Genomic DNA, 26,234 nt, shown 5'->3' with positions numbered 1-26,234 from the left:
CAAGGACACGGCTTTACCTGCGTATTGTGCTGGGCATAATGATTTTACGGTTCAGGGAGGATTGTCAATTATGGCGGGCAAGGACGAAAAACCGGAAGCTGCGGACGCGGCCGAAGCCGGGGGCAAACCACGCAGGGGCCGCGGGGCAGGGGCCAAGGCCCGCGCCGGGGCCGAGGCCGCGAAACCCGAGCCCAAGCCTGCCGATTCGGAAAAGCCGGCGCGGGCGCGTCGCGGTAAGGCTGCGGCAAAGGCCGAGCCGGCGCCGGCGCCGCCCGCCAAGTCCAAGCCGTCCGCCAAGTCCAAGCCGGCCGCGGCGGCCGATGCGGCCAAGCCCGCCGCCAAGTCCGGCACGCGCAAGCCCGCCTCGCGCGGGCGGGCGGCCGGGCGCAGCGATCCGCGCCCCGGCCCGCGCCGCAAGCCCACGGGCAAGGCGGCGGCGAAGGCGCAGGCCGAGGCCGCCTCGATCAGCATGGCCGATGAGGCGCTGCGCCCGCTTGGCGCCGTCGGGCCGGGCACGGTGCCGCCGATGGCCGCGCCCCGCGCCCCTGCAGCCGCCCCTGCCGGGGCCGACCAGCCCCCCGTTCCCGCCGCCGAGCCGCATCCGAGCCCGGCCACCGCCGCCTTCGTCGAGGCGGCCTTCGGCGCCGGCAGCCGCCTGCCCGAGCAGCTGGCCCAGAACATCGAGCGCATCGAATCGCTGACCCAGCGCCTGATCAGCGCGCTGGCGCAGCGCCGCCCCTCCAATCCCGGCGTCGAGATGCCGGGCCCCGACCTTTTCGCCACCGCGACCTCGGCCTGGATCAAGCTTCTGGCCGAGCAGCCCGAGCGGGTGATCGGCCAGCAGGTCAGCTATTGGGGCGAGACGCTGCGCCATTTCGCCGAGGCCCAGGCTGCCTTCGCCCGCGGCACGCTGACGCCGCCGCCCAGCGAGGGGCCGCGGGACCGGCGCTTTGCCAACCCGCTGTGGGAGGCGCATCCCTTCTTCAACTTCATCAAGCGGCAATACCAGATCAACGCCCAGGCCCTGCAGGAGGCGGCAAGCGCGCTGGACCTGCCCGAGATGACCGACCGGCGCCGGATCGAATGGTTCACCCGCCAGATGATCGACATGATGGCGCCGACGAACTTCCTGGCGACCAATCCCGACGCGCTGGAAAAGGCGGTGGAGACCGAGGGCGAAAGCCTGGTCAGGGGCCTCGAGAACCTGGTGCGCGACGTCGAGCAGAACAGCGGCGAGCTGATCGTGTCGCTGGCCGACCGCGACGCCTTCCGTGTGGGCGAGAACATCGGCACCACCGAGGGCATGGTGGTCGCGCGCACCAAGCTTTACGAGCTGATCCAGTACAAGCCCACCACCGCGCAGGTGCATGAGATCCCGCTGGTGATCTTTCCGCCCTGGATCAACAAGTTCTACATCCTCGACCTCAAGCCGCAGAACAGCCTGATCAAATGGATCGTGGACCAGGGCCATACGCTGTTCGTGGTGGCCTGGAAGAACCCCGATCCCAGCTATGGCGACACCGGCATGGACGATTATGTCGGTGCCTATCTGGAGGTGATGGACCGGGTGCTGGACCTGACCGACCAGAAAAAGCTGAACGCGGTCGGCTATTGCATCGCCGGCACCACGCTGGCGCTGACCCTGTCGCTTCTCAAGCAGCGCGGCGACGACCGGGTGAACGCCGCCACCTTCTTCACCGCGCTGACCGACTTCGCCGACCAGGGCGAGTTCACCGCCTATCTGCAAGACGATTTCGTCTCGGGCATCGAGGAGGAGGCGGCGCGCACCGGCATCCTGGGGGCGCAGCTGATGACGCGCACCTTCAGCTTCCTGCGCGCCAACGACCTGGTCTGGGGGCCGGCGATTCGCAGCTACATGCTGGGCGAGACGCCGCCGGCCTTCGACCTGCTCTTCTGGAACGGCGACGGCACCAACCTGCCGGGGCGCATGGCGGTGGAATACCTGCGCGGGCTGTGCCAGCAGAACCGCTTCGTCAGGGAAGGGTTCGAGCTGATGGGCCACCGGCTGCATGTCGGCGACGTGACCGTGCCGCTTTGCGCCATCGCCTGCGAGACCGACCATATCGCGCCCTGGAAGGACAGCTGGCGCGGCATCGCGCAGATGGGCTCCAGGGACAAGACCTTCATCCTGTCCGAATCGGGCCATATCGCCGGCATCGTCAACCCGCCCAGCAAGAAGAAATATGGCCACTACACCTCGGATGCCGGCTTCCAGCAGGGCGAGCAGCACTGGCTGGACAAGGCGCAGCACCACGAGGGCAGTTGGTGGGGCCGCTGGGGCGAATGGCTGGCCCGGCGGGCGGGGGACATGGTCGAGGCCCGCGATCCGGGCGAGGGTTTCGGCCCCGCGCCCGGCCTCTACGTCCACGAGCGGGCGTAAAATTTTTCTGCACCGCAGCAAGAAAACCTTGCAATGCTGCGGTGCAGAAAGTATATGTTGGTCAGAACAGTTCAACCGGTGCCGAAGCTTCGCGCCGATCTAGGAGAGAGCAAATGGCCAAGACCCCTGACTTCACCAAGACCCTGCAAGAAGTGATGGCGAAATTCCCGGTCGACACCTCGTCGTTCCAGGACGCCTTCAAGTCGCAGACCGCGCTGGGCGAGAAGATGGCCCGCGTCGCGCTGGCCGCTGCCGAGCGTTCGACCGAGATCTCGGCCCAGTGGGCCAAGGACACCATCGCCCGCATGGGTGAGCTGACCTCGTCCAAGGAAGAGCCGGCCGAATACGCCAAGGCGCTGAGCGATTTCGCCACCGCCGCCGCCGAAATGGCTGCCGAGCACATGGCCGCCTTTGCCGAAGTGGCGAAGAAGGTCCAGATGGACACCGTCGACCTGATGCTGACCGCCGGCAAGGACCTGGCCGCCGACGCGCAGAAGGCCGCCGAAAAGGCCAGCCGCGAAACCCAGGCCGCGGTCAAGAAAGCCGCTGCCGCCGCGACCTCGGCCAGCACCGTGACCAAGGCCTGATCGCAGGCCCTTGCGGTTCCAGACGAAGGGGGGCAGTTCGCTGCCCCCTTTTTCCATGGCCGGGCCCGGTTCGTATCCGGCCGGGCCCCCGATCTGGGCCCGATCCGGGGCTCGTCCCCTGCTTCCGGCGCAGCATGGCGATTTTCTTTGCATTTTTCCGGGCCATTTCCCATCATGCTGCAAATGCACTGCCGGAGGAGCCATGGCTGAGCCCGAGAACACGACCCCGCTTCTGATCAAGCGCTATGCGAGCCGCCGCCTCTACAACACCGAGACCAGCGATTACGTCACGCTTGAGGATATTGCGGGCTTCATCCGTGCCGGGCGGCAGGTGCGCATCGTCGATCTCAAGACCGGCGACGACCTGACCCGGCAATATCTGTTGCAGATCATCGCCGAGCACGAGGGCCGGGGCGAGAACGTCTTGCCCATCGACGTGCTGATCGACCTGGTGCGCAGCTACACGACCCAGGCGCAATCGGTGGTGCCGCAATTCCTGGCCGCCAGTTTCGAGATGCTGCGCGAGGGCCAGTCGAAGATGATGGAGAATCTGTCGACCTTCCCCAACCCGATGTCGTCGATGCCGGGTTTCGAGGCGCTCCAGCGCCAGCAGCAGCTGTTCCTGAAGGCGATGGCGGCGGGCTGGGGCGCGGGCAGCAGCGGCCCCGAGATGGAGGAGACCGAGACGGACGAGACCCGTCGCAGCGGCAAGAAGGCTTCCGCGCCCGAGGACATGGCCGAGATCCGCCGCCAGCTTGCCGAGTTGCAGAAGCGGATTTCGAAGCTTTGAGAGAACTGCGACTTGCACCCCGCCGCCCGTCGCGCTAGACGAACCGCCACGGACGGTTGGCCGAGTGGTCGAAGGCGCACGCCTGGAAAGTGTGTAGGCGGGGAACCGTCTCGAGGGTTCGAATCCCTCACCGTCCGCCACCATCTCTCCAACCATATGATATTCCTCATCTATTTTGATGTTTTCCACCCCTGTCCGGGATGTTTTCCACTGTTCCGGTCATGTTCTGTTCCCAAGACTGCCCGCCTGCGATCCGCTGATTTGGTATAGTGGTCCACTTCCTTAAGCGTTTCATGCCCCGTCCATGCGGCGATCTGGTGAGCTGTCGCTCCGCCATCAGCCAACTCGGCGGCGAGGCTTTTCCGAAGGCCATGCGCTGACTTTTTGAACCCCGCCGCGATGGCTGCTTCTCGGATCATGGTGCCTAATGCTTTCTCAGATCTGGCACGACCCTTGGCATCCAGGAACGTCATCTGCCCGATAAGGGCGCGAAGAGCCTCATGCATCATATCCCGGTCAGCGCCGAGATGTGCTGCGAAGTCCGGCAATGGGCACGTCCATGGGACATATGCCATCCCACCGGTCTTTTGTTGCCGGTAAGCTAGTACACCATCGCGAGCAACCATGCCGGGGCCTAGTCTCACGGCATCGCTGATCCGCGCTCCGGTGAACCGCAGAAGCTCCATTGCAGCTCGCGTTGCGGAGCCGATAGGCCAACGCCTCCGGAAAGCTTCGATTTCAGCCAGAGTCCAAGGCGGGTGGCCTTCGGTCTTTTTCCAACGCGGCATGGCGACATCCAGCGCCTCGTTGCGCTCAAGCAAATTGATTTCGACTCCATGCGCACAAAGAAAGCGCCATGTTCTCAGTCTGTGGCCCTCAGCATTGGCTTTCGGTAGGTTTGCCCGGATGTGTTTCGCCCGCAGCCCGCGAGCGGGCAGTTTTCCAAACTCGGCCACCAACTCATCACAGTGACGCTTGAACATTGCCCGTGTGGCGGGTTTGGAATCATGAAACTTTCTGGATTTCAGTGCAGAGCGGACGAGAGCCGCAAATGAGCCGGCAGATACAGGAGCTTTCTCCGGAACGATCCTCTTAGCATCAGCATAGGCTCGCAGGAAATCCGGGTGATCCATCGGCAGATCCGGAAGGCGTACAAGCGGACAGCCCTTTGCCCGGAAATACCGATAGGCCTTTCCTCTTCTCACAACGGTTTTGATGCCGACGAGGGTCACGACCCCGTTGCCTTGTCCCATGCGTCTACCTCGCTTTCGGTGGACGGTATCGGCGCGGCGTCCACGCTTGCAAGGATTATGACGCTGCCGTCGCGCAGCACGCGACACCCCTCGACTGGCAGTCCCGCCGCGCGCATCCCCTCAATGGTCCTTCTGATCGCGGCTGGCGTCGGTCTCGGTGCCCCCATCCCTATGCCTCCTTCTCCTGCAACGTTGGGCGCAACGCATCCGGCGCAGGAGAACCTATAATCGGGCACTTCCCCGCATCGGCCATGTCGATCACATATTGGAGCGAGGCTATGGCTACCTCGCCCACGTCAGGGTAGCGCAGCAGGTTTTTCCGTCCAATGTCAGCCACTTGCCCGAGCGTCATTTCTTTCCATGCTCCGCGTCTAAACGGTTGCGGCTTATCCTCGGCACGTATGGTCGTGGACAGCCGCCTCAGGACGCCCGCGCTACGCCCGATGTGGCTCCGCAGCGCCATCCAGTCGATATCCGTCATGCGGATTTCACGCCAGTCACTCATCCCCGCCTCCCTGTCCGGTGCGGCGGTTCCACCCATCTCGCAGCGCCTCATAGCTATCATGCTCACAGTTTGGCATGATGCAGTCCACGGTTTGGCACTCGGTATAGAACCGTCCACTGGACGCGGGGCTGTAGTCGTCGCAATTGACGAAAACTGGCTGCCCACACAGCGGACACGGCAGAAACTCGCTCTTCCATGCCATCACCCCCTTCTCCCCCGTGCTGGACAGGGCGATGCGGGCGCGAATGAGCTTGTCAACCAGGTCCGCAGACAGATATTCCAAGTCGAAAACGTCGTGATCCACGATCTCCAGCAGCGCCTCCCGCAGCCTCCGGTTTTCCTCGGCCAGCGCGGTGATGGCGCCGGCTGCGCGATGGGTCAGGCGACCTGTGGCTGTTCTTGCATCGTATGCCAGCAAGAGCTCCACCAGTTCCCGCGTGTCGGTCATTGATTCCCCCCCGCATCACGATCCCAATACTGCATATCGTCGTATATAATATCCCAAGCTGCTACGGTATCCCATGCGTAATCGCCAGACCCAAACTCAATCCCCTGAATTTTCAGAAGATCAATTGCATAACTGATCGCGTCAGATTTTTCGAAATCTGCTTTAGCTATAAGTCTTCTCACCATCGCCTCTACGAATTTAGACAGCGACCATCCGTTGGATGCTTTACGTATTTTAGCATAGATTGGAATTTGATGGAAATATTCAGCGCCGTTTACACTGATCGCACGATTGCCCTTGCTGTATTTTACGGGCCTTTCTGGGAGCTTTTCATAACATCGACCACACAGCCAATATCCGTCGATAATATCGCCATGGGGGTGTAGGCACGGGGTCTGTGTCATTTCAGCGTCTCCATTTCAGCGAGGATGGATTTGCAAAATGAGGTCAGTGGGGCATGATAATTCATTGCAAAGTCCGTGTTGTTGATCCGATCCATTATTTTGTCGACCGCCCGCTGCATTCCCTCCAGCGCCTTCTCGCGGCCATAGGCTTCAAGGGCGGTTTCGGCTTTCTCAGCGCGTTTGATCGCTTCCGCCAGTGCCCCGCAAACCGTATCGTGGGCCTTGGTCAGCCGCTCGATCTCGGCGCGGGCTGCTGCGAGGTCAGCCTTCGTCTGGCGCAGTTCTTTTTGCATCGGAATGAAGTCGGTGAACCTAGCCATCACTCCTCTCCTTTCAGGGCGCGCAGGGCGGCGTCGAAATCGGAAAATACCCCGGCGACGCTGCGCTTGAGGTCGCGCCCGTCTCCCCGCCATGCAGCATCCGCAATCATTTCGAGGCGGTTCCGCGCCATATTCGCCGCCTCTATCACCGCCGCGACCGTCTCGCTGGGCTGGGGCGGGTGGGCGCCACAGACGGCGCACGGGATATTCGGGTGCTTGGGGTTGTCCTCACAGGCAGCGCAGGCAGGCACCGCCTCTTGCGCGGTCGGGGTTGCGGCCGGTTGTAAGTAGAGGAAAATATCTTCTGGACGTCCGTTTTCCCGGACGAATTCCGAAATTTCATCGTCAGTCATCAACTGCTGTTCGTCCTGTGGGGCTGGCGTCAGGGCGGCTTCCGCGTTATCCCAGTTGACCACAAGAGTAGACGCAACAACCCCGTGCTCGGCGGCATCAGCCATAGCCCGACCGGCTTTAATCAGCGCCCGCACCTGCTGGCCCGAGGCGCAGAGGTCGGAGCGGACATAGGCTGCCTCACAGTCCTTCATCACCTCATAGGGATTAGCTTCAACCCAAGTGAGGTTGTCCTGATCTGCCCAGATCAATTCAGGCGCATCAGTCATCGCTGCCTCCTTCGGCTTCGGGGGTGGTTGGAGGCGCAGGCAAGGGGCGCCAGTGCGTGGGCTGCCCCACATTGCACGGCTCTCCCTCCTCCGAATATGCGGCGCTGTGCGGCCATAGACCTGTCTGCTCGCAGAACCATGCTTCGGTAATCTTCTCAAAATCAGGAACATAGACCATAACGGTGGTACCGTCCTTCGGCGCGCTGCTGATCGGCTGCCACGCCTCTGCCTTGCGGTGGGCGAGGACCAAGTCGCCAGACACAACCGCGTTCAGGATCGTGGCGATGTGCTGGTCAATATCAGGAGCCTGATCCCCCGCGTCGCTGAAATCCTCCACGCACCAGGGCGCCATTGCTGGCGTCGCGTCCTTGATCGCCGCGATGGCGCGCTCCAGGTCGGCCGTGTCGATGGGGGTCATGCCGCGAATTGTCTTGCTCATATGGCGCTCCTTCTGCGCTAGGGCGGGGTCAGGCCATGCCGAGGGCGGACTTGTAGAGTTCGAGAATCGCTGCTTCCTCGGCCACCTGGTCCTTGTCCTTCCGGCGCAGGGAGACGATCTGGCGCAAAGCGGGGCCGTCATATCCGCGGCCCTTTGCCTCGGCGTAGACCTCTTTGATCTGCTCAGTGATGTCCTTCTTTTCGCTTTCCAGCTGCTCGATCCGCTCCACGAACTGGCGCAGTTCGTCGGCGGCGACGGTATAGGTGTCGTTGTCCTGCATGGTCGTCTCCTGTTTCGAAAAGTCCCGGCTGGCGATGGCGAACCGGCCAGCCGGGGAGTTGGCCGCGCCCGGCGATGGGAGCGCGGCGGGCAGGGATCAGGCGCGCAGGCGGGCGATCATCGCCTCGACGGCGCCGGAGTCCTTGGCGCGCAGGCCGTCGATCTGCTCGGCATAGGTTTCCAGCACGGCGTCGAGGTCTGCGCCGGCATCCAGTTCGGCTGCCAGCAGGCTTTCGATCCGGTCCAGATCCGACGCGCGCAGTTCTGCCAGGCGGTCGGCATAGGCGCGGCGGGCCTGATCCTTGTCTGCGTCTGGAAGCTTGCCGCAGTCTGCGCCGACTTCGTTCAGCGCAGCTTCGGTCGCGGCGGCGCCGATTTTTTCAAGCACCTCGTTCAGTGACGGCCCCTCGGCCTTGGCCTTCTTCGCCGACACTTTCGCCCGGACTTTTTCAGCGGTGCTGACTGGGGCGTCATCGGGCGTCACGTCGCGCATCACCGGAGTGTCGCGGGCTTCCTCGGCGATTGCCACGCCGCGCAGAACATCGGCGAAACCGTCGCGCAGGGCGAAGGCGCGGGCGCGCAGCTGGAGCATCCGCTTCGGGTATTGCTTCCACGGCCCGTCCTTGCGGCTAAGCCCGGCGCGGTCGGCATCCTCCATGGTGAAGGTGCGGCTGATCGGCTGGGCGTGCCCGCGGCGGCGCAGGGTGCAGGTCGCAACCTTCCCGTCGTCGCTGATTTCCTCGTGGATGCTATCCAGAAGGCCCGAGCCCTGCACCAGCCCCAGCATCGCATCGCCCCAGATCGAAGGACGGCCGTTGATGACAGCGATGGACTGCATGGCCTGGAGGGGCTGGAGCCCAAGCTCGGCCCCCCACTGGCACGCGATAAGCACGTTGCCTGGCCGGCCCTGAAAGTCCTTCGGCACGATTGACGAGTCGGCCAGAATTTCGGCCATCTTCATCGCTTCGCCGAGGTTGGCCGGGGTCAGGAACCCCATTGCAGGGCGGCTTTGCGGCGCGACCGCGGCGTCCTCCGGCTGCACGGCAACGGCCGTGGCGGGCTTCGTCATGGTGTTCACGATCATTCCTTTCTGGATTTGATGCGCAAGACGCGCGAGCTGCTGGTCTTGCTGTAGAGGTCGGCGATGCCGGGGTGGTCGGCCCGCAGCGCCTTGGCATCGATGCGTGTGGCGCTCTGGGTTTTCAGCGTGGCGATGGGCGTGCCCATATCGGTCAGGATTTCGGCATCCTGCGCCTCGGCCATGATCTGGAGCTTCAAGGCTTCCTCGCGCTCGGCCAGCGCCTTGGCCTGCTGCTTGATCGCGTCCAGTTCCTCGATGGCGCGGACGGTCGGGATCGAGGCGACGGCCGTTTTCCCGGCAACGTGCTGGGGCCAGCGCGCCTGCGCGTCGGCGAGCGTCTGCGGATCGGGCGCCACGCCGTCCTGCACCAGTTTCCAGAATGCCTCGGCCTCGGACATCATGTCGGAGAACAGATCGGGCATGGCTTCGATGGTATAGGTCCGGTAATCCGATCCCCCGATCAGCACCGCCACATCGGCGTAGCGGGCGCCGGTGATGCCGAGATACCACTGGCACTGGCAGAGATAGGACTCCGGCACCTGGTCACTGCCGGGCTCGCCCCACAGGTTCGCCGCAAAACCATTGGCGGTCTTGCATTCGAGGATGCGATCGGTGGTCAGGCGCCCATCCTTCCACCAGACGCGGCCAGCGATATCCGGGTTGACCACGGCGCGGTCGATGTTCGCCACGGCAAAATCGCGTTCGGGGTGGATCAGCTGGGCATTGACGCGCTGGACCTTGCTGCCGGTGCGCTGGCCGTATTCCTTGGCCACCACATCCTCCAGCACCTGGCCCCAATAGAGCCAGGGCTTCTCGGCATCGTCCTCGGCCGGCGCCTCGCCGCGCTTGTCGAGCCACACGTCATAGGCCGTCTTGTATTTCGACAGGCCGAGGATGGCGGCGATGTCGCTGCCGCCTATCCCGGCGCGCCTGCGGCGCAGGAATTCGTCCCGTGCAATCTGGTTCATCTTCAACCTCGTTTGAAACTGTCGCCCCTGCGGCCAGGGAGGAGGAGCGCCGCAGGGGCAGGGCGGCCGGCTGGGAGGAATGGGAGGCGCCGGCCGGTTCGGGTTATTCTTCGTCCAGCCGGTCGGCGCGCAGGCGCTCCAGCCGGGTCACGGTCATGGGGTTCAGCAGCTTCATCGCCATGTCGCGGGGCAGGTTGACCGACCACATGTCGTCCCCCAGCCCGCCGGTAACGCGGATCGCGATCAGCGCGCTGTGGCAGCCGTAGCCGCTCACCTCGTCGTCGAAAAACGCTTCGCAGCACTCGCCGCGCTCATTCTCCGGGTCGGTTTCCTCGGCCCATACGTCCGAGATGTCTTCGCTGCCGCTGTGCGGCGGGATGCGGTAGGGCTCAAACTGGAACGCCATCACCAGCCCCCTTCCGCGCGGGCCGCGCAGTCCCAGCCGTTCAGTCCGGCGCAGGCGGCGGGGCGCTGCGTCGCGGCTTCGATGAGGTGCCGGGCGAACGGGACGCCGAAGACGACGGCCGATGCCCAGAAGCCGGCGACCAGGCACGCAATCGTGCCCCAGACGACGCAGTTCTCGATGTTCAGGCGTGACATGGGATGCTCCATCTGCTGGCGCGGTGGGTGCGCCGTTGAGATGAAGATTGCAGGATTAAAATCCCATGTCAAGCATAGATTGGGATAAAAATCCTATCAGGCGGTAGCATCCCCGATTCGCCCATGCTATCCTGCCCCTGCCGGCGCGGTGCCGGTGGATAGCAAAAAGCCCGCGCGAGGCGGGCGAGGGGTGGGGATGTGGATCTGATGGATCAGTTCGGCGCTGTGAGCGCTTTCGCTATAGGGGGATTCCTGGGTTACGCAGCGGGCGGATGGAGGACTCTATCGCAACCAGTCCGGCTTGGGCTTTGGGCGCGTGTTCGACTTGGCTATGCGGCGGGCTTTTCTGTTTGGATGCTTGGCGTCGTTAGCGGACTGGGGTTTTTTCAATGGCTTCTGGGCGACTGGCCGGTTGTGGTTTTCCTGCGGTGCTTCGGGGGATAGACGCTGCTCCAGCTGCCGTTCCAGCATACCAATCAGGCGGTCCTTCTGGTGGAGTTCCAGACTTCTCGCCTCCCGATCCGCCTCACTGTCGGCCTGGCTGAGCCAGAGGCCCAGAAGCGTAACTAGAAGCCCGAGAAGCCCAATTCCGTTAGCCTTTATCCAGTCGATAAGGCCATCGCTGGCGGCTGGTGCAATCGATTTTATTTCATTGATTACATCGTCTAAGGTGGCCCCGCCGGTGCGGTGCCTCTCAATTACAGCCCGCATCCTAGCCAGAGCGTCCACGCTCCATTCTGGTGCAGAAATCACCTCGACCAGATCGCCGATGAAGCTAAACGTTCCATCCAGAACCTTGGCTGGATTGCCGCACCGGATGCATGTCACCTGGCAATTCGTAAACGTTATGGTCGAGTTAGAGATAAGCCATGCGGGTGATCTAAAGATCGCTCCGCAGTAATCGCATGAAGCGGGAACGCCCTGACCCAGCATATTTGGCCTCATCCTATTCCTCCACCTCGCCCCTCAACTTTTCCGCCACCTTCCGCGCGATGATGCCGGTGATCCTGCTGCGTCGCCGGCCGTCCGCAACCGCCTGATACTCCCGCGCGATCAGCAGCATCTGCCCCGGCGTTGCGCCCATGGCCTGGATCGTCGTCACCACCATCGCCGCAGCCGCGTCCTGGGTAGCGGCGACCTCGGCCTTGAGCGCGGCTATGCGGGCGGATGGGTCGCGAGTCATGGGCAGGGGTAAATATCCGTTAGGGCGGCCCATACCGCGAGTTCCGCAGTCGTGTCGCGGCGCCATTTTTCGGACTGCTTCGACAGAAAGTCCGAAACCAGAAGTCGAGCCGCTTTTGGGGTGATGTCGGCTGGCGCGCAGAGGGCCGGGCCTATCTCGGCCGCGTCCATTGCCCGCAAAACTTCCTCCGGTAGCCTCGTCGCGTATCTGATTTTCATCAGCATCTCGCCATGGCGAATCCCGTCAATGGCGCCGGCGATGTAGCCAGAGCAGAACCCATGCAGCGCGCTGGTTTCAGGCGCGGAGCAAGCGAAGTTTAGCGTCTCACCGTCCATTGCGCTGGCTGCGCCGGACGCCAAGGGTAGAGCGATCATCATCGCTGCTAGTCGCATCGCCTTCACCTATCCTTTTCTACATGTCGCTGCCGGCGGAATCTTGCTTAACTTGTTCTCTGTTTGTTCTTAGGAATCGGGAGGGGGTATGACGCTTGACGAGGTTATCCGCGCTCTTCTTGTGCTGCCACGGGAGGATCTAGAGAATCTGATGGACCAGTTCGGGATCGCGAAGAAACATCGAGAAAAGCGTGGACCTTCTCTCGATCCTGCTGCTCGGCCGCCTGAATCGCCATAGCCAGTCGAACAATCTCCGGGCCGGCAGAGTGTTCGCCAAGAGCGATGATCGTGCTCAGGTCCATGTCCAGGACTTTGGCGATCTTCTGAGCGTTCGCGACCGTCATGGACTGATTGGCCCCGCTAAGCTGCTTCCGCAACGTCGAGTCGTTCAACTCCGCGGACTTCGCTAGCCCCGCCGGGGTCAGGTCGGTCCTCTCCGTCAGGATCAGGAGCAGTCCCTTGATGAATGGATCTCGGTCTCTCATGCGGACTACAATCCCATTGGCGCAGCGCCCTGCGCCACCGGATTATAGTCCTTGCGCAAGCAGGATAATAATCCTATCATGCCCGCATGATCGACGAATTTCTCACCGAAGCCAGGGCGTATTGCAAGGCGCGCAACATCAAGTTGGCGACGCTCGGCCGCTACGCCGTTGATGACAAGGAGCTGTTCCCGCGCCTTGAGCGGGGCGGCCAGTGCTACCCAAGAACCATGGATCGGGTCAGGGCCTACATGGCCGAGAACCCGCCCGCCCAAACTCCCGAGGAGGCGACGCGATGACCGCTGCCGCCTCCTCTTTCTCGTCTGCTGTTTCTGTCGGGTCTGCACATCCCGATAGCAGCACAGGATTTCAGAGCATGTCTCCCGGAAAGTTTTCTCCGAAACGGAAGGCGATGACGTATCGCCAGCATTTTGCGGCGTCCTGGTCCGCGTTCATCCGCGAAAGCTTCGACAGCCCAGAACATGCCGCGATGGTGTTCGGCGTCGATGCGTCGACCTCGCGCAAGTGGTGGGAGGGCAGCCACGCGCCGTCCGGCTTCGCGGTCGGCTATGCCTTCGCCATGAACCCGGCCGCGGCGGCCCATCATCTCGCAGGTGACGCATGAGACGCCTGCGCATCCGCCTGATCGTCGTCGAACTCGTTGCGGCAAATCACGTCCGCGCCTTCGGGCGCTGGTGGCAGGCTTCGGCCCGCCATCGCTTGGGAAAACTTTCCGGGGAACTCTCCGATGACTGAACAAGCGCCTCTCCATAAATTCCAGATCACCGTCGAAACCGCGACGGGCTGCGTCACCCATGTTGTCCGGGCCGCGACCAAGCAGGCCGCGATGGAGCGGGCTCTGCGTCCGTATCCCGGTGCGCTGGTCGTCCGGGTGGACCATCTGTCCGAGGTGGCCGACGCGCCGAAGATCGTCCGGCTCAGGCCCGCCGACCGGGCGCGGCGCGAGATGATCGGCATCCTGCGAGGGCGGGGCTATTCGCTGGCCGACATCGCCGAGGCGCTCAACATCTCCGTGGAGCGGGCGCTGACGCTGCTGGAGGCGGCATGACCCTGACCGCCTCCGTTCGCGTCGAGGATGGCCATGCCGTCATCCGCATCCCCTTGGCCGAGGTTCACGGCCTGCGCGTCGCGCTCGCGGAATGCCCGTGCCGCGCACCGAAATCATTCGAGACACAGGGTATCCGCCAGAGGCTGGCTACGGCGCTTGGGCGCCTCCAGGCCGCGGCGGATAGCCCGTCAACCCATCGGAGGGCCTGAGATGAAGTTCAAGGAAACGGCCGAGGACCTGGCGGTCAAGGATCGCCTCTGGGACGCCACCGAGCGTGAGCTGGAGCATTTCGCCCGGCTCTACGCCGAAGGTCACGTGGCGGGATTTCGCTACAGAGACGCCCAGAAGGACGCGACCAGCGCAGCGAAGCGCAGGGGTTATCCAAAGGGCCTGGTGCGCGACCTCGGCGCCGTTGTCCGTAAGGGCGAATGGGGGGGGGGGCGGCTGGGGTAAGTCTGCGGGCCAGCTATCGCGCGAGGCTGGGAATCTGATCTGATGAGCAAGCGCAGTCCCGGCCTTCCCCAGCGCCCGCGCGGCTTCTGGCCCACACCACGCGAAGCGGCGGTGCCCCTGGTCCCATATCTGCCGTCGCGCTGCCGGTATGGCGAGCCCTGCGCCGGCGATGGGGTGCTGATCGGGCATCTGCGCGATATGTGGCCCGGCGGGCGCTGCGTCTGGGCTTCTGACCTGGAGCCGCAGGGGCCGGGCATTGAGGCGATGGCCGTGGCCGATATCGAGGCGGCGGATGATGTTGACCTGTGGGTGACAAATCCACCCTGGCCTGTCACCGGCGGGAAGGGCGACCCGGCGCTGTCCATCATCAAGCACCTGATCGGCATAGCGCCGGCCTGGGTGCTGCTTCCCTGGGACTTCGCTGCCAATGGCTATTTCGGCCGCCTGATCGACTATTGCTCCGACATCGTTCCTATCGGCCGGGTCTCGTGGCTCGGCAACGGCACTCCCGGAAAGGACAACGCGGCGTGGTATCGCTTCGATGCCCAGAACCGCTTCCCGGCGGTGGTGAGGGTGCGGGCATGATCATCGCTAAAGTCACCGTCCCCTGGCCGCCATCCGACCTGTCGCCCAACGGATCGCAGGGCGACTACCGCGGCAAGGCCCGCCTCGCCAGCGCCTACAAGGCGCGCTGCGCGATGCTGATGCGCGAGAAGGGCAGGGCTGTGCCGCGGCTGCCGGCCGGCACGGTCGTGTCCCGCATCGTCGTCGTGGCCTGCCCGCCACCGCGGGTCAGCCGCTACGACTTCGACAACCTTGCCAAGCGGCTCAAGCCGGCCTTCGACGCGCTGGCCGATGCCCTTGGCGTCGATGATGGAGAATGGCGGGCCATGGTGCTGGAGCGCGGCGAGAGGTGCAAGGCGGGCGCGGTGATCGTCGAGGTGGAGGTGGGTTGATGGCTGAACAGAAACCCCAGCAGCCGCCCGCGCCGTTCCGCAGCATAGGCGATCTGGCGCGCGAGCTTCTGGAAAAATCCACCAACCAAAAACCGGAGGCGGCGGAATGAATACCGTTACCCCTATCCGAGACGAGGCCCCGGCCATGTTCTCGGTCGAGGCCGAGCAGATGATCCTGGGCGAGCTGCTGATGAATGCGGACCGGGCCGGTCTGGTTGACCGCATGGGCGGTGCTGACCTGTTCTTTGATCCGGTCCATGCCGACATTTTCTCAGCCATTCTGGAAAAGCACAGGGCGGGCCTATTGGCCGATCCGGTCACGGTAGCCCTGGAAATGGCGGATCACCCCGGCCTGTCAGAGCTGGGCGGCGGCAGGTATCTGGTCCGCATAGCATCCGCATCGCCCGGCCCGGCAGCCGTCAAGGGATATGCAGAGTCCTTGGCGGAACTGGCCCGCAAGCGGCAGATCCAGGCGGCTATTTCCGAGGCGACCGCATCGCTGGCGCGGGGCGACATCAAGGCCGCGGATGTGGCGGCGCGGCTCGAAACCTCCATGATGGCCATGTCGCAGATCGGAGACACGGACGGGCCTGTCTCAATGCTGCGCGCCATGACCGGCGCGATTGAACAGGCTATGACCGCATATCGCGGCGACCATCAGCTTTCGATCCGGTCTGGCATATCGACACTGGACAGCATCATCCCCGGATTTTTCCCTGGCGAACTGACCATCCTTGGCGGTCGCCCCGGATCGGGAAAATCGGCGGTCGCGCTGTCGATTGCGCTTCACGCGGCGCGTGCGGGCCATGCTGTGGCGATCGCCTCTCTGGAAATGACGCCAGAGGCGATGGCCATGCGGGCGGCGTCCGAGGCCACGGCAAACGCTGGGCGCGCCGTTCCTTACATCCAGATGCGCAGCGGAGCGATGACCGAGGATGAATGCCGCATGTTCATCGAGCAGGCCAACGCGGCCGCGCAACTGCCGATCACGTTTTTGTCCAGCAGGTTTTCCGATGCCGGAGCCATGATTTCTGCTGTCCGGCAGATCGCGCGGGCCACAGACCTGAAATTGCTGATCGTGGACTACGCCCAGCTGATGACCGCGCCAGGCAAGAACCGGTATGAGCAGATCACGGCCATTTCGCTCGCCCTCAAGAAGATGGCTGTCACGCTCAAGATCCCGGTCATCGCCCTGTCGCAGCTATCACGCCAGATCGAGAGCCGCGACGACAAACGACCGGTCATGTCCGACCTGCGCGAATCCGGCCAGCTTGAGCAAGACGCCGACAACATTCTGTTCTGTTACCGGGAAGAATACTACCTCCTGCAGGGGCGCCCGGCGATCACCGATCCCGTCGACGCACAGGTCGAGTGGCAGTCCAAGATGGATCGTGCCAAGGGACGCATGGAGATCATCGTCAACAAGCAGCGCATGGGCGAGACGGGCACCGCTCGGTGCCGTTGCGCCATGGCGACGAACAGCGTGTGGGGGGATGATTACCCATGAGCTACAGTCTGGTGGACATGGTTCTCAAGTCGCCGATCACCGACCCGACAGAGGTGGCCGTGTTGGTAGCGCTGGCATCGTTCTCGGACAAATACTGCTCCTGCTACCCGTCCACGCAGGCGTTGTGCGATCGGTCCAGATACAAAGAGCGGGCGGTTCAGGGCGCCGTCAAGCGGCTCACCGAGCGCGGCATTCTGTCCGTCAAAATAGGGCGAGGTCGGGGTGGTGCGAACTTTTACACCATCCATCCAGGGACATTAAAACCCGCAGCAGATGCGGCAATTGATGGCCCTAAAACCCGCAGCAAATGCGGCATAACCGGAGACAAAAACCCGCATCTGACGACAGAAAAACCCGCATCTGACGACGTAAAACCCGCAGCAGATGCGGACGAATATACCAAAGAACCTGTCAAGAACCCAGCCGCGCGCGAGGCTGGGCTCGGCAAGGATCGCATCCAGTCGATGCGTGACAGCATCGTTCATGCCCTCGGCCTGACTGGCCGGGAGTTGAACACCAGCGGAACATTCGTCGTCGCCGGAATGGACCCTCACAACCTCGAAGCGTCTCTGATCGTCTGGGCCGCCCATGGACTGACCGACGCCCAGATCCTCACGGCCATTCGGGGAAAGTTGGCCAGCGAGAGGGCCAAGGACAGCGGTTTCATGCCACGCTCTCTCAAGCTGTTCGACGGCCCGATATCCGATTTTGCCAAGCGCCTGACGGGGACGGGCTCAGGGGCCCAGCCGCAAGCTCCAACGTTCTCCACGCCGGAGGCGGAGGCTGAAAAGCGCGAAATCGACCGGGAATGGGCTGCCATCGGCGACAGGGCTGACCGCGAGGCCGAGGCCCAGCGGCAGAAACTCATGGATCGATATCGCAATCTCCAATCCAGACAGAGGGCATCATGACCGACCGGAAAATTGTCACCATGCGCGAAGCGGTTACATCAGCGATGCGGCAGATCGAGGCGGCGCGAGCGGAATCCGAAAAGCTCCAGCCCAAGACCATCGACGGCATCGCGCCGACCGAATGAGGACCGACATGGCCCGACAGACCAACCAGCGTGTCCGGGATGTTTTCGGCGAAAGCGGCATCGCGGCCGAGTGGATCGCTGCGGCCTGCGCCGGCAAGGAGGCGTTCGCGACCGCGCAGATGGCGCACAAGGTCGCGACCAAGCGCCGGCTGCCCAGCAGCCATTACCGATGCCGCGTCTGCGGCCTGTGGCATATCGCAAGCCGGAGGAAATGATGGCGCCGCCCTACAAGACTGGACCCATCGACGACGCCGAGGCGTGGATCATCGCGACACCCGACGCGACCTATGCCGAGGCTGCTCGCATGCACGGCGTGACGCACAACAGCCTGCGCGCCCGCATCTCGAACAAATACGGATCGCTCGCCGCAGCCCGGCTCATGCGCGACGCCGGGGTGCTGAAACCCGATGCGGGGCGCGTCCTGCGGCCCGTGCGGCGCTGCATGCGGTGCGGGGTGTCCAGCAACATGGATCGAAACCAGAGGATCTGCGACAAATGCACAGCGCAGATCGCGAAACTGCACGATGGGGGTGTTTGACATGAAACTCGCTTTGGAGTCCGCAGCGGATGCATCCAAGGACCAGGTATTCTCGGTCTGCGTCGAGGGGCAGAGTTTCAGCGTGACGGGCGACGTCGCTATCGACAAGGCGCTTCTGGAGCTTTTGTCCGATGAAGACAGGAAGCGGTTCATCCTGACCGAAATCGGGGCGAGGTTCTTGATGGCGGGGAGGAAGTGATGGCCTACAGTGCCGATGAAATCGCCAAGCACAAGGACGGCATCTGCGAGGCCATCGCTAGCGGATCCAGTCTACTCCAGCATCTGCGCAAGAAGGGCATGCCGGGTTACACGACCGTGATGAAGTGGCTGGCTGCTGACCCAGATTTCCAGGCCAATTACGCGCGCGCGCGCGAAGCTCAAGCAGACGCCGACGCTGACAAGATCGGCGACATCGTGGACCGCGTGCTGGCGGGCAAGCTGGACCCTCAGGCAGCCCGTGCGGCTATCGACGCGCTGAAATGGACGGCCGGCAAGCGCCAGCCGAAAAAATACGGCGACAAGCTGGATCTGGACATCAACGGCCGCGTGCAGATCGAGCGCGTCGAGGTGAAATTTGTGGGGGACGAGGAATGATTATCCTATGGCCTCTGATCACGGTGATGATTATCCTCACCCGCATTCGGTGCAGGGCGTTATTGCGGCGCCTCAGCGCGGGAATGCTGTCCCCGGATGAGGCGCGCGAAAAGATGAGGCGCGCCCTAGACCTGCGATCCTCCATGACTGATCTTTCCGATTTATTTCCGCGCGGTCGGTGTCAGCAAAAAATAGACGAGAATATCCTGCTGGTGGACGAGGTAATCCAATCCTGCCGCAATGTCGGGTATCCTGACGCATGATCCTCGATGTTCGCCCTCCCAAGGTCTTTGCCCCGCTCTGGAAGTCCAAGCGGCGGTATCTGTGCGCTTGGGGCGGGCGCGGGTCGGGCAAATCCTGGGACCGGGCCATGCACATGATCGTGCGCCACCTGACGGAGCCCGGCCTTTCGTCGATCTGCCTGCGCGACGTGCAAAAATCCCTCGACCAGTCGGTGTTCAAGCTGCTGGTCGAGACTGCGGCGCGGCTCGGCGTCGCGGATGCCATCAGGCCGGTGGAATCGGATCGGATCATCAGGACACCCGGCAACGGCATCATCGCCTTCAACGGCATGAACGAGTTCAACGCCGAGAACATCAAGTCGCTTGAGGGCTTCGACATCGCGTGGTGGGAGGAGGCCGCGACCGCGGGGCAGGGGCCACTCGACATGCTGCGCCCCACGCTGCGCAAGCCGGGGTCGCAGATCTGGTTCACCTACAACCCCCGCCTGCGCTCCGATCCGGTCGACGTGATGATGCGCCAGGATCCGCGCTTCGAGGACAGCCGCACGGTGGTGGAGGCCAACTGGCGCGACAACCCCTTCCGCGGCCCCGAGTTGGAGGAGGAGCGGCTGCTCGACCTGACTGGAGACGAAGCCCGCTATCGCCACATCTGGGAAGGCGATTACGAGGCCGAATCGGACATGCAGTTCATCGGCGGCGGTCTGGTGCGCGAGGCAATGGCGCGTGAGCCGAACCCGACCATCGGCGACGAGCTGGTGCTGGGCGTGGATGTGGCGCGGTTTGGCGACGACCGCAGCGTCATCTGGGCGCGGCGGGGCAGGGACGCCAAGACCATGCCGCCCATCGTCATGAAGGGCGCCGACACGATGCAGGTCGCGGCCCGCGTCATGGCCGAGATTGACCGACTGCACCCGGACGCCGTGTTCATCGACGAGGGCGGCGTGGGCGGCGGCGTGATCGACCGCTGCCGGCAGATGGGATACAGCGTGATCGGCGTCAACTTCGGCGGCAAGGCTGATCGCGCCATCGAGGGCGTGCCGAAATGCAGGAACAAGCGCGCGCAAATGTGGGCCACCATGCGCGAGTGGCTGCGCTCGGGCGGCTGCATCCCGGACAGCCGCGATCTGGAGATGGACCTGACCGGGCCGCTTTACAGCTTCGACGTGCAGAACGCGATTGAGCTGGAGAAGAAATCCGACATGAAAAAGCGCGGCGTGGCCAGCCCGGACGAGGCTGACGCGCTGGCGCTGACGTTTGCGTATCCTGTTGTCGCCCGGTCGATCCAGCGCCAGCAGGAGGCGAGGGTGCAGGAGGAATGGCACCCGGTGTGGGGCTGACCCTCCAACATATATCGCTCCCAGCGCCGCCCATATCCTGCGCCTGACCAACGACGGGCGGGCCATGGCGACGACGCAGAATTTCACGGTGAGCAATTCCTGGACGCGGATCGCCAGCGGGCGCGCTGACGGCCAGGTCGTCAAGATCGAGGGCGCGGGGCCGTTCAACCTGGCCGTCACGGTCGGCGCAAAATCCATCCCGCCCGACATCCCGCCGCAGACCGGGCACCGCGTCACCGGCAAGACCGATCTGCCCCTGGTCGCCGCCCAGCACCTCTGGGCCAGCGCCTCCACCCCGACCAACTTGACGGTGACCTGATGGCCAGCGCGACGAAACGCATCATCCTGTCCACCGGCTGGGTGAAGATTGCCGAGGCAAAGGGCCGAGAGGCCATGGCGATGATCGACGCCTATGGCGCGGTCCAGTTGGCCGTCGCAGATGGCGAGCCGCCCCGCGGCGATGTGGCCAGCGGACACTCGCTCAACGGTTCGATGATGTGGCCGGTCAAAGGGGCAGAAATCATCTGGGCCAGGGGCGCGGGCGTCGCTGTGTCGGTGACTCTGCTCAAGGTCGTTCCCGAGTTCGCCACGCTGGATTCGGCCGCGCTCAAGGTGGCGACGGCATCGGCCCAGGCTGTCGCAACCGCCGCAGCCGGCGCCGCCGCGACGGCAGACGCCAAGGCAGTCACGGCCGACAACAAAGCCACCGCCGCCGACGCCAAGGCGACGGAGGCGCAGCAGGTGCAGGCGCGGCGGGATTTTGCGCGGTGGTATCTCACGGATTACCTGCACCCCGACGACATGATGGCCGCGCTAGAGGGGGATATCGCCGGGCAAGATGAGGTCCGGGTTAGCGATGCAATCCAGCAGATGCATGACGATATGCTGCTCTGGTCGGCGCAATCCGGCGGCCGGCAGTCCATCGCGATCTATCCCTGCCTGCGGCTCGCGGTGTGCAAAGAGGCGTTCAGCGAGACGGCCTGTCAGACTCTGTGGGACATGGACGGAGCGACCTATGGGGCAAACCGCTTTTCGCTCAGGTTCGACAGCACCGAGTTTCGGATCAAGAACTGGCAGGCCGTCGCCTCCGTGCGAACCAGCGGCTATTGGGCGCATCACGGCATCACCTATCCCGTCCCCGAGGTGTTTTTCCGATGGGAGCAATCCGGCGGGAATGCCTATCTATCCTCGATAGAGGGCGGCTGGTCCATCGTCGGGTCTGGGTCGTGGACCGAGCCGGTCGCGGTCAAGCTCTACAACATGCAGCACCTGCGCATCGCCGGTCTGCACGTGCGCGGCCTGCGCAACATCAGCCTGATGATGGAGAATGTCGTCAACAGCGATTTTGACGATGTTAACCTGTTCAACACCGGGTGGCAGCCGACCGAGTTCGGCGGCACGCTTGGGCATATGCCGGCTACCGTTCGGTTTTCGAATGTCGGCGCAGTCGTGACCGCCACCCAGGCGATTTTCGATGCGCAGCATGTCGGAAAGCTCTTTTGCCTGTCGCAAGCGGGCCAGGTTGACCGGGATCTGCGGCTGAATTTCTGGGCAGAAATCGCCAGCGTGGACAGCCCGACGCAGATCACGCTGGCAGAGGCCCCGAGCGTCAACGTCACGGATCAGACAGGATCTTTCGAAGCCCTGCGCGCATCCACATCCGGGACGACATGGACGCTGTCCGCGCCGGTCGGGCAGTCTCTGGTCGGCCGCTTCGTGACGCTTGGGTTCGCCCGCTTCCCCGGCGCGGCGATGACCAATCTGGGGACGCTGACCACCACCGTCATCGCCCACTCTGGCGATACCATCACGGTGGCTGACGCCCCGGCGTCCGATGTGACCAACGCGTTGCTGGCCCTCGCGCCGCAGTTGCATGTGGATCGGCTGGTCCATGCGCCCGGCGTGTCTCGCACCGACAATGTCGGGTTCACCAATTTGCGTTGCGAGGGCACCGGCTACGCCAACGTTTCGGTAATCCCGGCGCTGTTCGGCAACTGTTCGGCCATCGAAATCACCAATGCCAAATTCCACGGCACCGGCAACGGCAACAACAACTACGGCGGCACCGCGACCTGCCTGTTCTTAGGCACCGCTGACGGGTTCAGTTTCTCGGGCTGGCTGGAGCAATGCGGCAACAGCCCGCGCTACGGCGCGGTGACGGTAGCGGGCAACAGGGTGCGGGCCGATTTCTACGGAAAATTGACGCCCTATGGCGATGGGTCGCGGTCGGCCATGACCTATGTGGACCCGCCGTCCGGCTCTACCGAGGTGCAGATACGCTGGGGCATGGTGCATCCGAGTGGGACGTTCCCGCGCGCGTCCCAAGCTGCGCATCGCTTTGGCCCCAATGGCTCGCCTGAGATGGTGGTGAGCATCGCCTCGCCGCCGCGCCCGACGACTGGTGCGCCGATCCTGACGCCGACGCGGCTGGGAGAGGTGACTGCAACCTCCCTGCGCGGGGATGCGGTCACACAGGGGCAGACCACCGGATCGGCTCAGGTGACGTATCCGCGCGCCATGACGGTCGGCTTTGGGGGCAATACGGGCGACATCAACCCAGAGGCGGTGACTGACCTGGATGCGATTGTCGGCAGGCATCGGCGCGTCCGCATCGCGTCTGGTCCGGGGGGCGACGGGTATGTGGTGGACGCGATCCGCCAAGTGGGCAACGTCTGCATCCAAGTAGGATGGCGCATTCAGTTCGACCAGCCTCCCCGCCTGATCATGCGCCACAACAACAACACGGGGGGCGCCTGGGGTGACTGGTATTACCTCGACGGCACCCTTCTCACCCCCTGACAGGAGGCGGCATGCCTGACACACCCGTAGCGGGGTGGTCTTTTGTCCGCAGGCCAACATATATCACCTGCCGCCCGCCTCGCATGATGCCATCGAAGAAATCGAGAGGCCATCATGTGCACCGCACCGGACGTTCCTGAACCGACGCAATACCAGGCCAGCAAGGCGCCGGTGTTCAACACCGCGTCGCGGCCGCGGTCGAAGTCCGGGCGACAGGGCACGATCCTGACCAATACCGCCGGGCAGAGCTATGCGCCCGACGGCAAGAAATCGATCTTGGGGGGCTGATAGTTCATGCCCGCCGTCGTCAACCAGCAGCTGCGCAAGACCCTGGATTATCGCCGGCAGGCGATGAACCAGGAGTTCGACTATTGGCAGGCGCATTTCCGCGAGTTGCGGGATGCGATCCAGCCGACGCGCGGGCGGTTCGAGGCGACGGAGCGGCGCAGCGATTCCTCGATCAACAAGCGCATCCTCGACAATACCGCCCAGATGGCCCTGCGCACGCTGCGCGCCGGGCTGATGTCGGGCGTCACCTCGCCGTCGCGCCCCTGGTTCCGCCTGGGCCTGCGCGGCTCGACGGCCGACGAGGCCGAGTTCGAGGTCAAGGACTGGCTGCACGAGGTCCAGCGCCGGATGTATGAGGTCATGCGCGGGTCGAACATCTACCGGATGCTCGACACGACCTATGGAGACCTCGGCCTTTACGGCACCGCGGCAAACCTGATCGTGCCGGATTTCGAGGACGTGGTGCGCGGGCATAACCTCCAAGTCGGGCGATTCCGGCTGGGCGAGGACGGCAACGGACGCGTCGTCGCGCTTTTCCGAGAAATCAAGATGCCGGTGCGCGGCATCGTCGAAACCTGGGGTCTGGACGCCGTGTCGCAGCCTGTCAGGCGCGCCTGGGACTCGGGCGAATACTACCAGACCTTCACCATCTGCCACATGATCGACAAGCGCGCCGACGGCGATCCGAAGGCCATGCAGGCCAGCGGCAGGGCTTGGGCCTCGATCTATTGGGAGAAGGATTCCCCCAGCGGGCAGTTCCTCCAGATCGGCGGGCACCGCGTCAAGCCGCTTCTGGCGCCGCGCTGGGAACAGGTTGAGGGCGAGGCTTGGTCGGCGTCGTCTCCCGGCATGGTCGCCCTCGGCGATGCCCGCTCGTTGCAGGTGTCGCAGGAACAGAAGGCCATCGCGATCCAGAAGATGCACAACCCGCCGCTGATCGGCGGGCCGACGCAGGGCGCGATGTTCTTCAAGAACGTGCCGGGCGGATTCACGGCCATGGCGACGACCGATCTTTCCACCGGCGGCATCAAGCCGGCCTATGAGGTCAGGCCGGACATCCAGGGCCTACTGCTCGACATCCAGGAAACGCAACGCCGGGTCGAGGTCGCGTTCTACAAGGATCTGTTTCAGATGACCGCGCTGGCGCTGGATGGGCGCAGCCAGATCACCGCGCGCGAGATTGCCGAGCGGCACGAGGAAAAGCTGATGGCCCTGGGTCCGGTTCTGGAAAGCCTGGACCATGAGCTTCTGCAACCGCTGATCGAGGCGACATTCGCCTACATGCAGGACGCCGATATCCTGCCCGAGGCGCCCGAGGGTATCGTGGGCCAGCCGATCAAGGTCGAATACATCTCGCTCCTCGCCCAGGCGCAGAAAGCCATCGGTATCGGTGCGATCGAACGGACCATCGGATTCGCCGGCACGCTGGCGCAGATCAAGCCCGACGTGATCGACATGATCGACGGCGAGCAGATGATGCGCGAGTTCGCGGACCAGGTTGGCGGCCCGCCCGGCATCCTGCTGTCGCCCGACGAGCTGCGCGAGGTCCGCGAGGCCAAGGCGCGCGCCGCCGCGCAGGCGCAGGCCATGGAGGCGGCAGAACCGATGGCGGGCGCAGCCAAGCTGCTCAGCGAGGCCAACCTGAACGGCATCGACGCCCTGCAACGGGGGGCGGCGCTATGACCGAGCGGATCGCGGAAATCATCGCGGAGCGCCGGGCGCTGGAGGTCCGGCAGGCGTGGGACGCCGTGCTGCGCACCCGCGAGGGGCGGCTGGTGATGTGGTCGATCCTCGAACGCTGCCACCTGTTCGCGCAGACGCACCTCGGCACCGACCTGGACGGCCTGCGGGCCGGCCAGCGCGAGGTCGGCCTGATGATCCTGAACGACCGCATCTTCCCGCACGACGTGCGCACTTTCGCCGCCATGCAGATCGAACACGCCGAGATGATGGACCGGATCCATCTCGCCGCAGAACAGCAAGCCGAAAAGGAACAAGCTGATGAGTGAGGAAGCCAATGCCTCGACCGATGCCACCGAAGCCGCCGCGCAGGCCACCGCCGAAGGGGCAGACGCCAATGTGACCGCGCCGGCCGATCAGGCCAAGACGGCGGCAGAGGCGTCCCAAGACAAGGGCGCTGACGGAAAAGCCGCCGAGGCGGCGGAAGGGGGCGATGCGGAAGCCTTTGCGCTTGCCGCGCCGGAAGGGGCCGAGGCATTCCAGGCCGATTTCGACGCTTTCGCTGGCGACATGGACGCCTGGCTCAAGGCCAATCCGAACGCCACGGCGCGCGAGGCACTGACCGAAGCGGCGATGCGGCAGGCGCGTGTCGCGGGAGATGCCCAGAAACAGATGCTGGAGCAGCGAAATGCCCAGCTGGATGCCTGGGCCGGCGACCTGCGCAAGGATGCTGAGTTCGGAGGCGAGAAATACGACGCCAATGTCGCCACGGCCGTGAAGGGCCTGGAGGCGGTCGGATCGCCCGAACTCCGCAAGATGCTCGACGAAACGGGGCTGGGAAGCCACCCGGACGTTGTGCGCGCCTTCTGGAAGGTGGGGCAGATGGTGGCGGATACCGCCGTCGTCACCGGACAGACAGGCACTTCGACGCGTCGCAGTTTCGCCGACGCACTCTATGGCAACGGCAACGGAAAGGACTAACC

General features: G+C 64.0%; 41 protein-coding genes and 1 tRNA gene. 26 read left to right on the top strand and 16 right to left on the bottom strand.

The window, feature by feature from the left end; genetic code table 11:
* Positions 1-70: 70 nt before the first annotated feature.
* The 4 genes from phaC (at position 71) to E3U25_RS15175 (ending at position 3,918) form a co-directional block, all read left to right on the top strand.
* On the top strand, positions 71-2,401 hold the full coding sequence (gene phaC, locus E3U25_RS15190) for a class I poly(R)-hydroxyalkanoic acid synthase (RefSeq protein WP_116222288.1): 2,331 nt from the start codon (positions 71-73) through the stop codon (positions 2,399-2,401).
* 113 nt (positions 2,402-2,514) lie between these two features.
* Complete coding sequence (locus E3U25_RS15185) at positions 2,515-2,988, top strand: phasin (RefSeq protein WP_036751216.1); 474 nt, start codon at positions 2,515-2,517, stop codon at positions 2,986-2,988.
* A gap of 202 nt (positions 2,989-3,190) precedes the next feature.
* On the top strand, positions 3,191-3,778 hold the full coding sequence (gene phaR, locus E3U25_RS15180; protein ID WP_072461976.1) for a polyhydroxyalkanoate synthesis repressor PhaR: 588 nt from the start codon (positions 3,191-3,193) through the stop codon (positions 3,776-3,778).
* 50 nt (positions 3,779-3,828) lie between these two features.
* Positions 3,829-3,918: transfer RNA gene (locus E3U25_RS15175), tRNA-Ser, on the top strand.
* A gap of 30 nt (positions 3,919-3,948) precedes the next feature.
* On the opposite strand, the gene E3U25_RS15170 is transcribed toward E3U25_RS15175, so the two are convergent.
* From E3U25_RS15170 to E3U25_RS15095, 16 genes are all read right to left on the bottom strand, one after another.
* A complete protein-coding gene (locus tag E3U25_RS15170) occupies positions 3,949-5,031 on the bottom strand; it encodes a tyrosine-type recombinase/integrase (RefSeq protein WP_116222289.1) in 1,083 nt (360 codons plus the stop codon).
* Positions 5,032-5,200: 169 nt separating this feature from the next.
* Complete coding sequence (locus E3U25_RS15165) at positions 5,201-5,536, bottom strand: hypothetical protein (RefSeq protein WP_147304520.1); 336 nt, start codon at positions 5,534-5,536, stop codon at positions 5,201-5,203.
* Complete coding sequence (locus E3U25_RS15160; RefSeq protein ID WP_116222291.1) at positions 5,529-5,984, bottom strand: hypothetical protein; 456 nt, start codon at positions 5,982-5,984, stop codon at positions 5,529-5,531. The genes E3U25_RS15165 and E3U25_RS15160 overlap by 8 nt, the downstream gene beginning before the upstream one ends.
* Positions 5,981-6,388 carry a hypothetical protein gene (locus tag E3U25_RS15155; protein ID WP_147304455.1) on the bottom strand — a complete coding sequence of 136 codons (408 nt, stop codon included), beginning with the start codon at positions 6,386-6,388 and terminating at the stop codon, positions 5,981-5,983. The genes E3U25_RS15160 and E3U25_RS15155 overlap by 4 nt, the downstream gene beginning before the upstream one ends.
* Positions 6,385-6,708 (bottom strand): hypothetical protein, encoded by a 324-nt coding sequence (locus tag E3U25_RS15150; RefSeq protein ID WP_116220838.1) that lies wholly within the window; start codon positions 6,706-6,708, stop codon positions 6,385-6,387. Before E3U25_RS15150 ends, E3U25_RS15155 begins: the two co-directional genes overlap by 4 nt.
* Entirely contained in the window at positions 6,708-7,328 is a 621-nt protein-coding gene (locus tag E3U25_RS15145) for a hypothetical protein (RefSeq protein WP_116220839.1), read from the bottom strand. Before E3U25_RS15145 ends, E3U25_RS15150 begins: the two co-directional genes overlap by 1 nt.
* Positions 7,321-7,767, bottom strand: coding sequence for a DUF551 domain-containing protein (locus E3U25_RS15140; RefSeq protein WP_166435547.1), 447 nt, complete (start codon positions 7,765-7,767; stop codon positions 7,321-7,323). Before E3U25_RS15140 ends, E3U25_RS15145 begins: the two co-directional genes overlap by 8 nt.
* A gap of 28 nt (positions 7,768-7,795) precedes the next feature.
* Positions 7,796-8,047 (bottom strand): DUF2312 domain-containing protein, encoded by a 252-nt coding sequence (locus tag E3U25_RS15135; protein WP_116222294.1) that lies wholly within the window; start codon positions 8,045-8,047, stop codon positions 7,796-7,798.
* Between the two features lie 96 nt (positions 8,048-8,143).
* Positions 8,144-9,130, bottom strand: a complete 987-nt coding sequence (locus E3U25_RS15130) for a recombinase family protein (protein ID WP_116222295.1) — start codon at positions 9,128-9,130, stop codon at positions 8,144-8,146.
* Positions 9,127-10,095, bottom strand: coding sequence for a YqaJ viral recombinase family nuclease (locus tag E3U25_RS15125; RefSeq protein WP_116222296.1), 969 nt, complete (start codon positions 10,093-10,095; stop codon positions 9,127-9,129). Before E3U25_RS15125 ends, E3U25_RS15130 begins: the two co-directional genes overlap by 4 nt.
* Before the next feature lie 103 nt (positions 10,096-10,198).
* The gene (locus E3U25_RS15120) at positions 10,199-10,501 is read right to left on the bottom strand and encodes a hypothetical protein (RefSeq protein WP_116222297.1); all 303 of its coding nucleotides are present in this window, start codon (positions 10,499-10,501) and stop codon (positions 10,199-10,201) included.
* Positions 10,501-10,695: a hypothetical protein gene (locus E3U25_RS15115; protein WP_147304521.1), complete on the bottom strand. Its 195-nt coding sequence runs from the start codon at positions 10,693-10,695 to the stop codon at positions 10,501-10,503. Before E3U25_RS15115 ends, E3U25_RS15120 begins: the two co-directional genes overlap by 1 nt.
* A gap of 282 nt (positions 10,696-10,977) precedes the next feature.
* Positions 10,978-11,523, bottom strand: a complete 546-nt coding sequence (locus E3U25_RS15110) for a hypothetical protein (protein ID WP_147304522.1) — start codon at positions 11,521-11,523, stop codon at positions 10,978-10,980.
* 118 nt (positions 11,524-11,641) lie between these two features.
* On the bottom strand, positions 11,642-11,803 hold the full coding sequence (locus E3U25_RS15105) for a hypothetical protein (RefSeq protein ID WP_281029311.1): 162 nt from the start codon (positions 11,801-11,803) through the stop codon (positions 11,642-11,644).
* Between the two features lie 71 nt (positions 11,804-11,874).
* Complete coding sequence (locus tag E3U25_RS15100; protein ID WP_147304523.1) at positions 11,875-12,270, bottom strand: Rap1a/Tai family immunity protein; 396 nt, start codon at positions 12,268-12,270, stop codon at positions 11,875-11,877.
* A gap of 104 nt (positions 12,271-12,374) precedes the next feature.
* Positions 12,375-12,755 (bottom strand): hypothetical protein, encoded by a 381-nt coding sequence (locus E3U25_RS15095; protein WP_116222302.1) that lies wholly within the window; start codon positions 12,753-12,755, stop codon positions 12,375-12,377.
* A gap of 86 nt (positions 12,756-12,841) precedes the next feature.
* Between E3U25_RS15095 and E3U25_RS15090 the strand changes: the two genes are divergently transcribed.
* The 22 genes from E3U25_RS15090 (at position 12,842) to E3U25_RS14985 (ending at position 26,232) form a co-directional block, all read left to right on the top strand.
* Positions 12,842-13,051 carry a hypothetical protein gene (locus tag E3U25_RS15090; protein WP_116222303.1) on the top strand — a complete coding sequence of 70 codons (210 nt, stop codon included), beginning with the start codon at positions 12,842-12,844 and terminating at the stop codon, positions 13,049-13,051.
* The gene (locus tag E3U25_RS15085) at positions 13,048-13,377 is read left to right on the top strand and encodes a hypothetical protein (protein ID WP_244295214.1); all 330 of its coding nucleotides are present in this window, start codon (positions 13,048-13,050) and stop codon (positions 13,375-13,377) included. Before E3U25_RS15090 ends, E3U25_RS15085 begins: the two co-directional genes overlap by 4 nt.
* Positions 13,374-13,508: a hypothetical protein gene (locus E3U25_RS15080; RefSeq protein WP_276330419.1), complete on the top strand. Its 135-nt coding sequence runs from the start codon at positions 13,374-13,376 to the stop codon at positions 13,506-13,508. The genes E3U25_RS15085 and E3U25_RS15080 overlap by 4 nt, the downstream gene beginning before the upstream one ends.
* Positions 13,501-13,821 carry a hypothetical protein gene (locus E3U25_RS15075; RefSeq protein WP_116222305.1) on the top strand — a complete coding sequence of 107 codons (321 nt, stop codon included), beginning with the start codon at positions 13,501-13,503 and terminating at the stop codon, positions 13,819-13,821. The genes E3U25_RS15080 and E3U25_RS15075 overlap by 8 nt, the downstream gene beginning before the upstream one ends.
* Entirely contained in the window at positions 13,818-14,030 is a 213-nt protein-coding gene (locus E3U25_RS15070) for a hypothetical protein (protein WP_116222306.1), read from the top strand. The genes E3U25_RS15075 and E3U25_RS15070 overlap by 4 nt, the downstream gene beginning before the upstream one ends.
* Before the next feature lies 1 nt (position 14,031).
* A complete protein-coding gene (locus E3U25_RS15065; protein ID WP_116222307.1) occupies positions 14,032-14,274 on the top strand; it encodes a hypothetical protein in 243 nt (80 codons plus the stop codon).
* Between the two features lie 42 nt (positions 14,275-14,316).
* On the top strand, positions 14,317-14,859 hold the full coding sequence (locus tag E3U25_RS15060) for a hypothetical protein (RefSeq protein ID WP_116222308.1): 543 nt from the start codon (positions 14,317-14,319) through the stop codon (positions 14,857-14,859).
* Positions 14,856-15,230: a RusA family crossover junction endodeoxyribonuclease gene (locus tag E3U25_RS15055; RefSeq protein ID WP_116222309.1), complete on the top strand. Its 375-nt coding sequence runs from the start codon at positions 14,856-14,858 to the stop codon at positions 15,228-15,230. The genes E3U25_RS15060 and E3U25_RS15055 overlap by 4 nt, the downstream gene beginning before the upstream one ends.
* Positions 15,231-15,336: 106 nt before the next feature.
* The gene (locus E3U25_RS15050) at positions 15,337-16,737 is read left to right on the top strand and encodes a replicative DNA helicase (RefSeq protein WP_116222310.1); all 1,401 of its coding nucleotides are present in this window, start codon (positions 15,337-15,339) and stop codon (positions 16,735-16,737) included.
* Positions 16,734-17,648: a helix-turn-helix domain-containing protein gene (locus tag E3U25_RS15045; RefSeq protein ID WP_116222311.1), complete on the top strand. Its 915-nt coding sequence runs from the start codon at positions 16,734-16,736 to the stop codon at positions 17,646-17,648. Before E3U25_RS15050 ends, E3U25_RS15045 begins: the two co-directional genes overlap by 4 nt.
* Positions 17,645-17,773 (top strand): hypothetical protein, encoded by a 129-nt coding sequence (locus E3U25_RS15040; protein WP_276330420.1) that lies wholly within the window; start codon positions 17,645-17,647, stop codon positions 17,771-17,773. Before E3U25_RS15045 ends, E3U25_RS15040 begins: the two co-directional genes overlap by 4 nt.
* Before the next feature lie 8 nt (positions 17,774-17,781).
* Positions 17,782-17,988 (top strand): hypothetical protein, encoded by a 207-nt coding sequence (locus E3U25_RS15035; protein WP_147304524.1) that lies wholly within the window; start codon positions 17,782-17,784, stop codon positions 17,986-17,988.
* Positions 17,988-18,311 (top strand): hypothetical protein, encoded by a 324-nt coding sequence (locus E3U25_RS15030; protein ID WP_147304525.1) that lies wholly within the window; start codon positions 17,988-17,990, stop codon positions 18,309-18,311. Before E3U25_RS15035 ends, E3U25_RS15030 begins: the two co-directional genes overlap by 1 nt.
* Position 18,312: 1 nt before the next feature.
* Entirely contained in the window at positions 18,313-18,510 is a 198-nt protein-coding gene (locus tag E3U25_RS15025) for a hypothetical protein (RefSeq protein WP_147304526.1), read from the top strand.
* Entirely contained in the window at positions 18,510-18,905 is a 396-nt protein-coding gene (locus E3U25_RS15020; protein WP_116222315.1) for a terminase small subunit-like protein, read from the top strand. The genes E3U25_RS15025 and E3U25_RS15020 overlap by 1 nt, the downstream gene beginning before the upstream one ends.
* A gap of 259 nt (positions 18,906-19,164) precedes the next feature.
* On the top strand, positions 19,165-20,484 hold the full coding sequence (locus E3U25_RS15015; RefSeq protein ID WP_116222316.1) for a phage terminase large subunit: 1,320 nt from the start codon (positions 19,165-19,167) through the stop codon (positions 20,482-20,484).
* 64 nt (positions 20,485-20,548) lie between these two features.
* Positions 20,549-20,803, top strand: a complete 255-nt coding sequence (locus tag E3U25_RS15010; protein WP_116222317.1) for a hypothetical protein — start codon at positions 20,549-20,551, stop codon at positions 20,801-20,803.
* A complete protein-coding gene (locus tag E3U25_RS15005; RefSeq protein WP_208861612.1) occupies positions 20,803-23,283 on the top strand; it encodes a hypothetical protein in 2,481 nt (826 codons plus the stop codon). Before E3U25_RS15010 ends, E3U25_RS15005 begins: the two co-directional genes overlap by 1 nt.
* A gap of 114 nt (positions 23,284-23,397) precedes the next feature.
* Entirely contained in the window at positions 23,398-23,571 is a 174-nt protein-coding gene (locus tag E3U25_RS15000) for a hypothetical protein (RefSeq protein WP_166435549.1), read from the top strand.
* A 6-nt stretch (positions 23,572-23,577) separates the two neighbouring features.
* Positions 23,578-25,254, top strand: a complete 1,677-nt coding sequence (locus E3U25_RS14995; protein ID WP_116222318.1) for a portal protein — start codon at positions 23,578-23,580, stop codon at positions 25,252-25,254.
* Entirely contained in the window at positions 25,251-25,580 is a 330-nt protein-coding gene (locus E3U25_RS14990; RefSeq protein ID WP_116222319.1) for a Bbp19 family protein, read from the top strand. The genes E3U25_RS14995 and E3U25_RS14990 overlap by 4 nt, the downstream gene beginning before the upstream one ends.
* Positions 25,573-26,232, top strand: a complete 660-nt coding sequence (locus tag E3U25_RS14985; protein WP_116222320.1) for a hypothetical protein — start codon at positions 25,573-25,575, stop codon at positions 26,230-26,232. The genes E3U25_RS14990 and E3U25_RS14985 overlap by 8 nt, the downstream gene beginning before the upstream one ends.
* The last annotated feature ends 2 nt before the right edge of the window (positions 26,233-26,234 follow it).

Source organism: Paracoccus versutus (assembly GCF_029909795.1).
In the GTDB taxonomy this organism is placed as follows: Bacteria; Pseudomonadota; Alphaproteobacteria; order Rhodobacterales; family Rhodobacteraceae; genus Paracoccus; species Paracoccus versutus.
The sequence above is the reverse complement of the archived record's forward strand: the minus strand, read 5'-3'. Positions and strand labels throughout refer to the sequence as shown.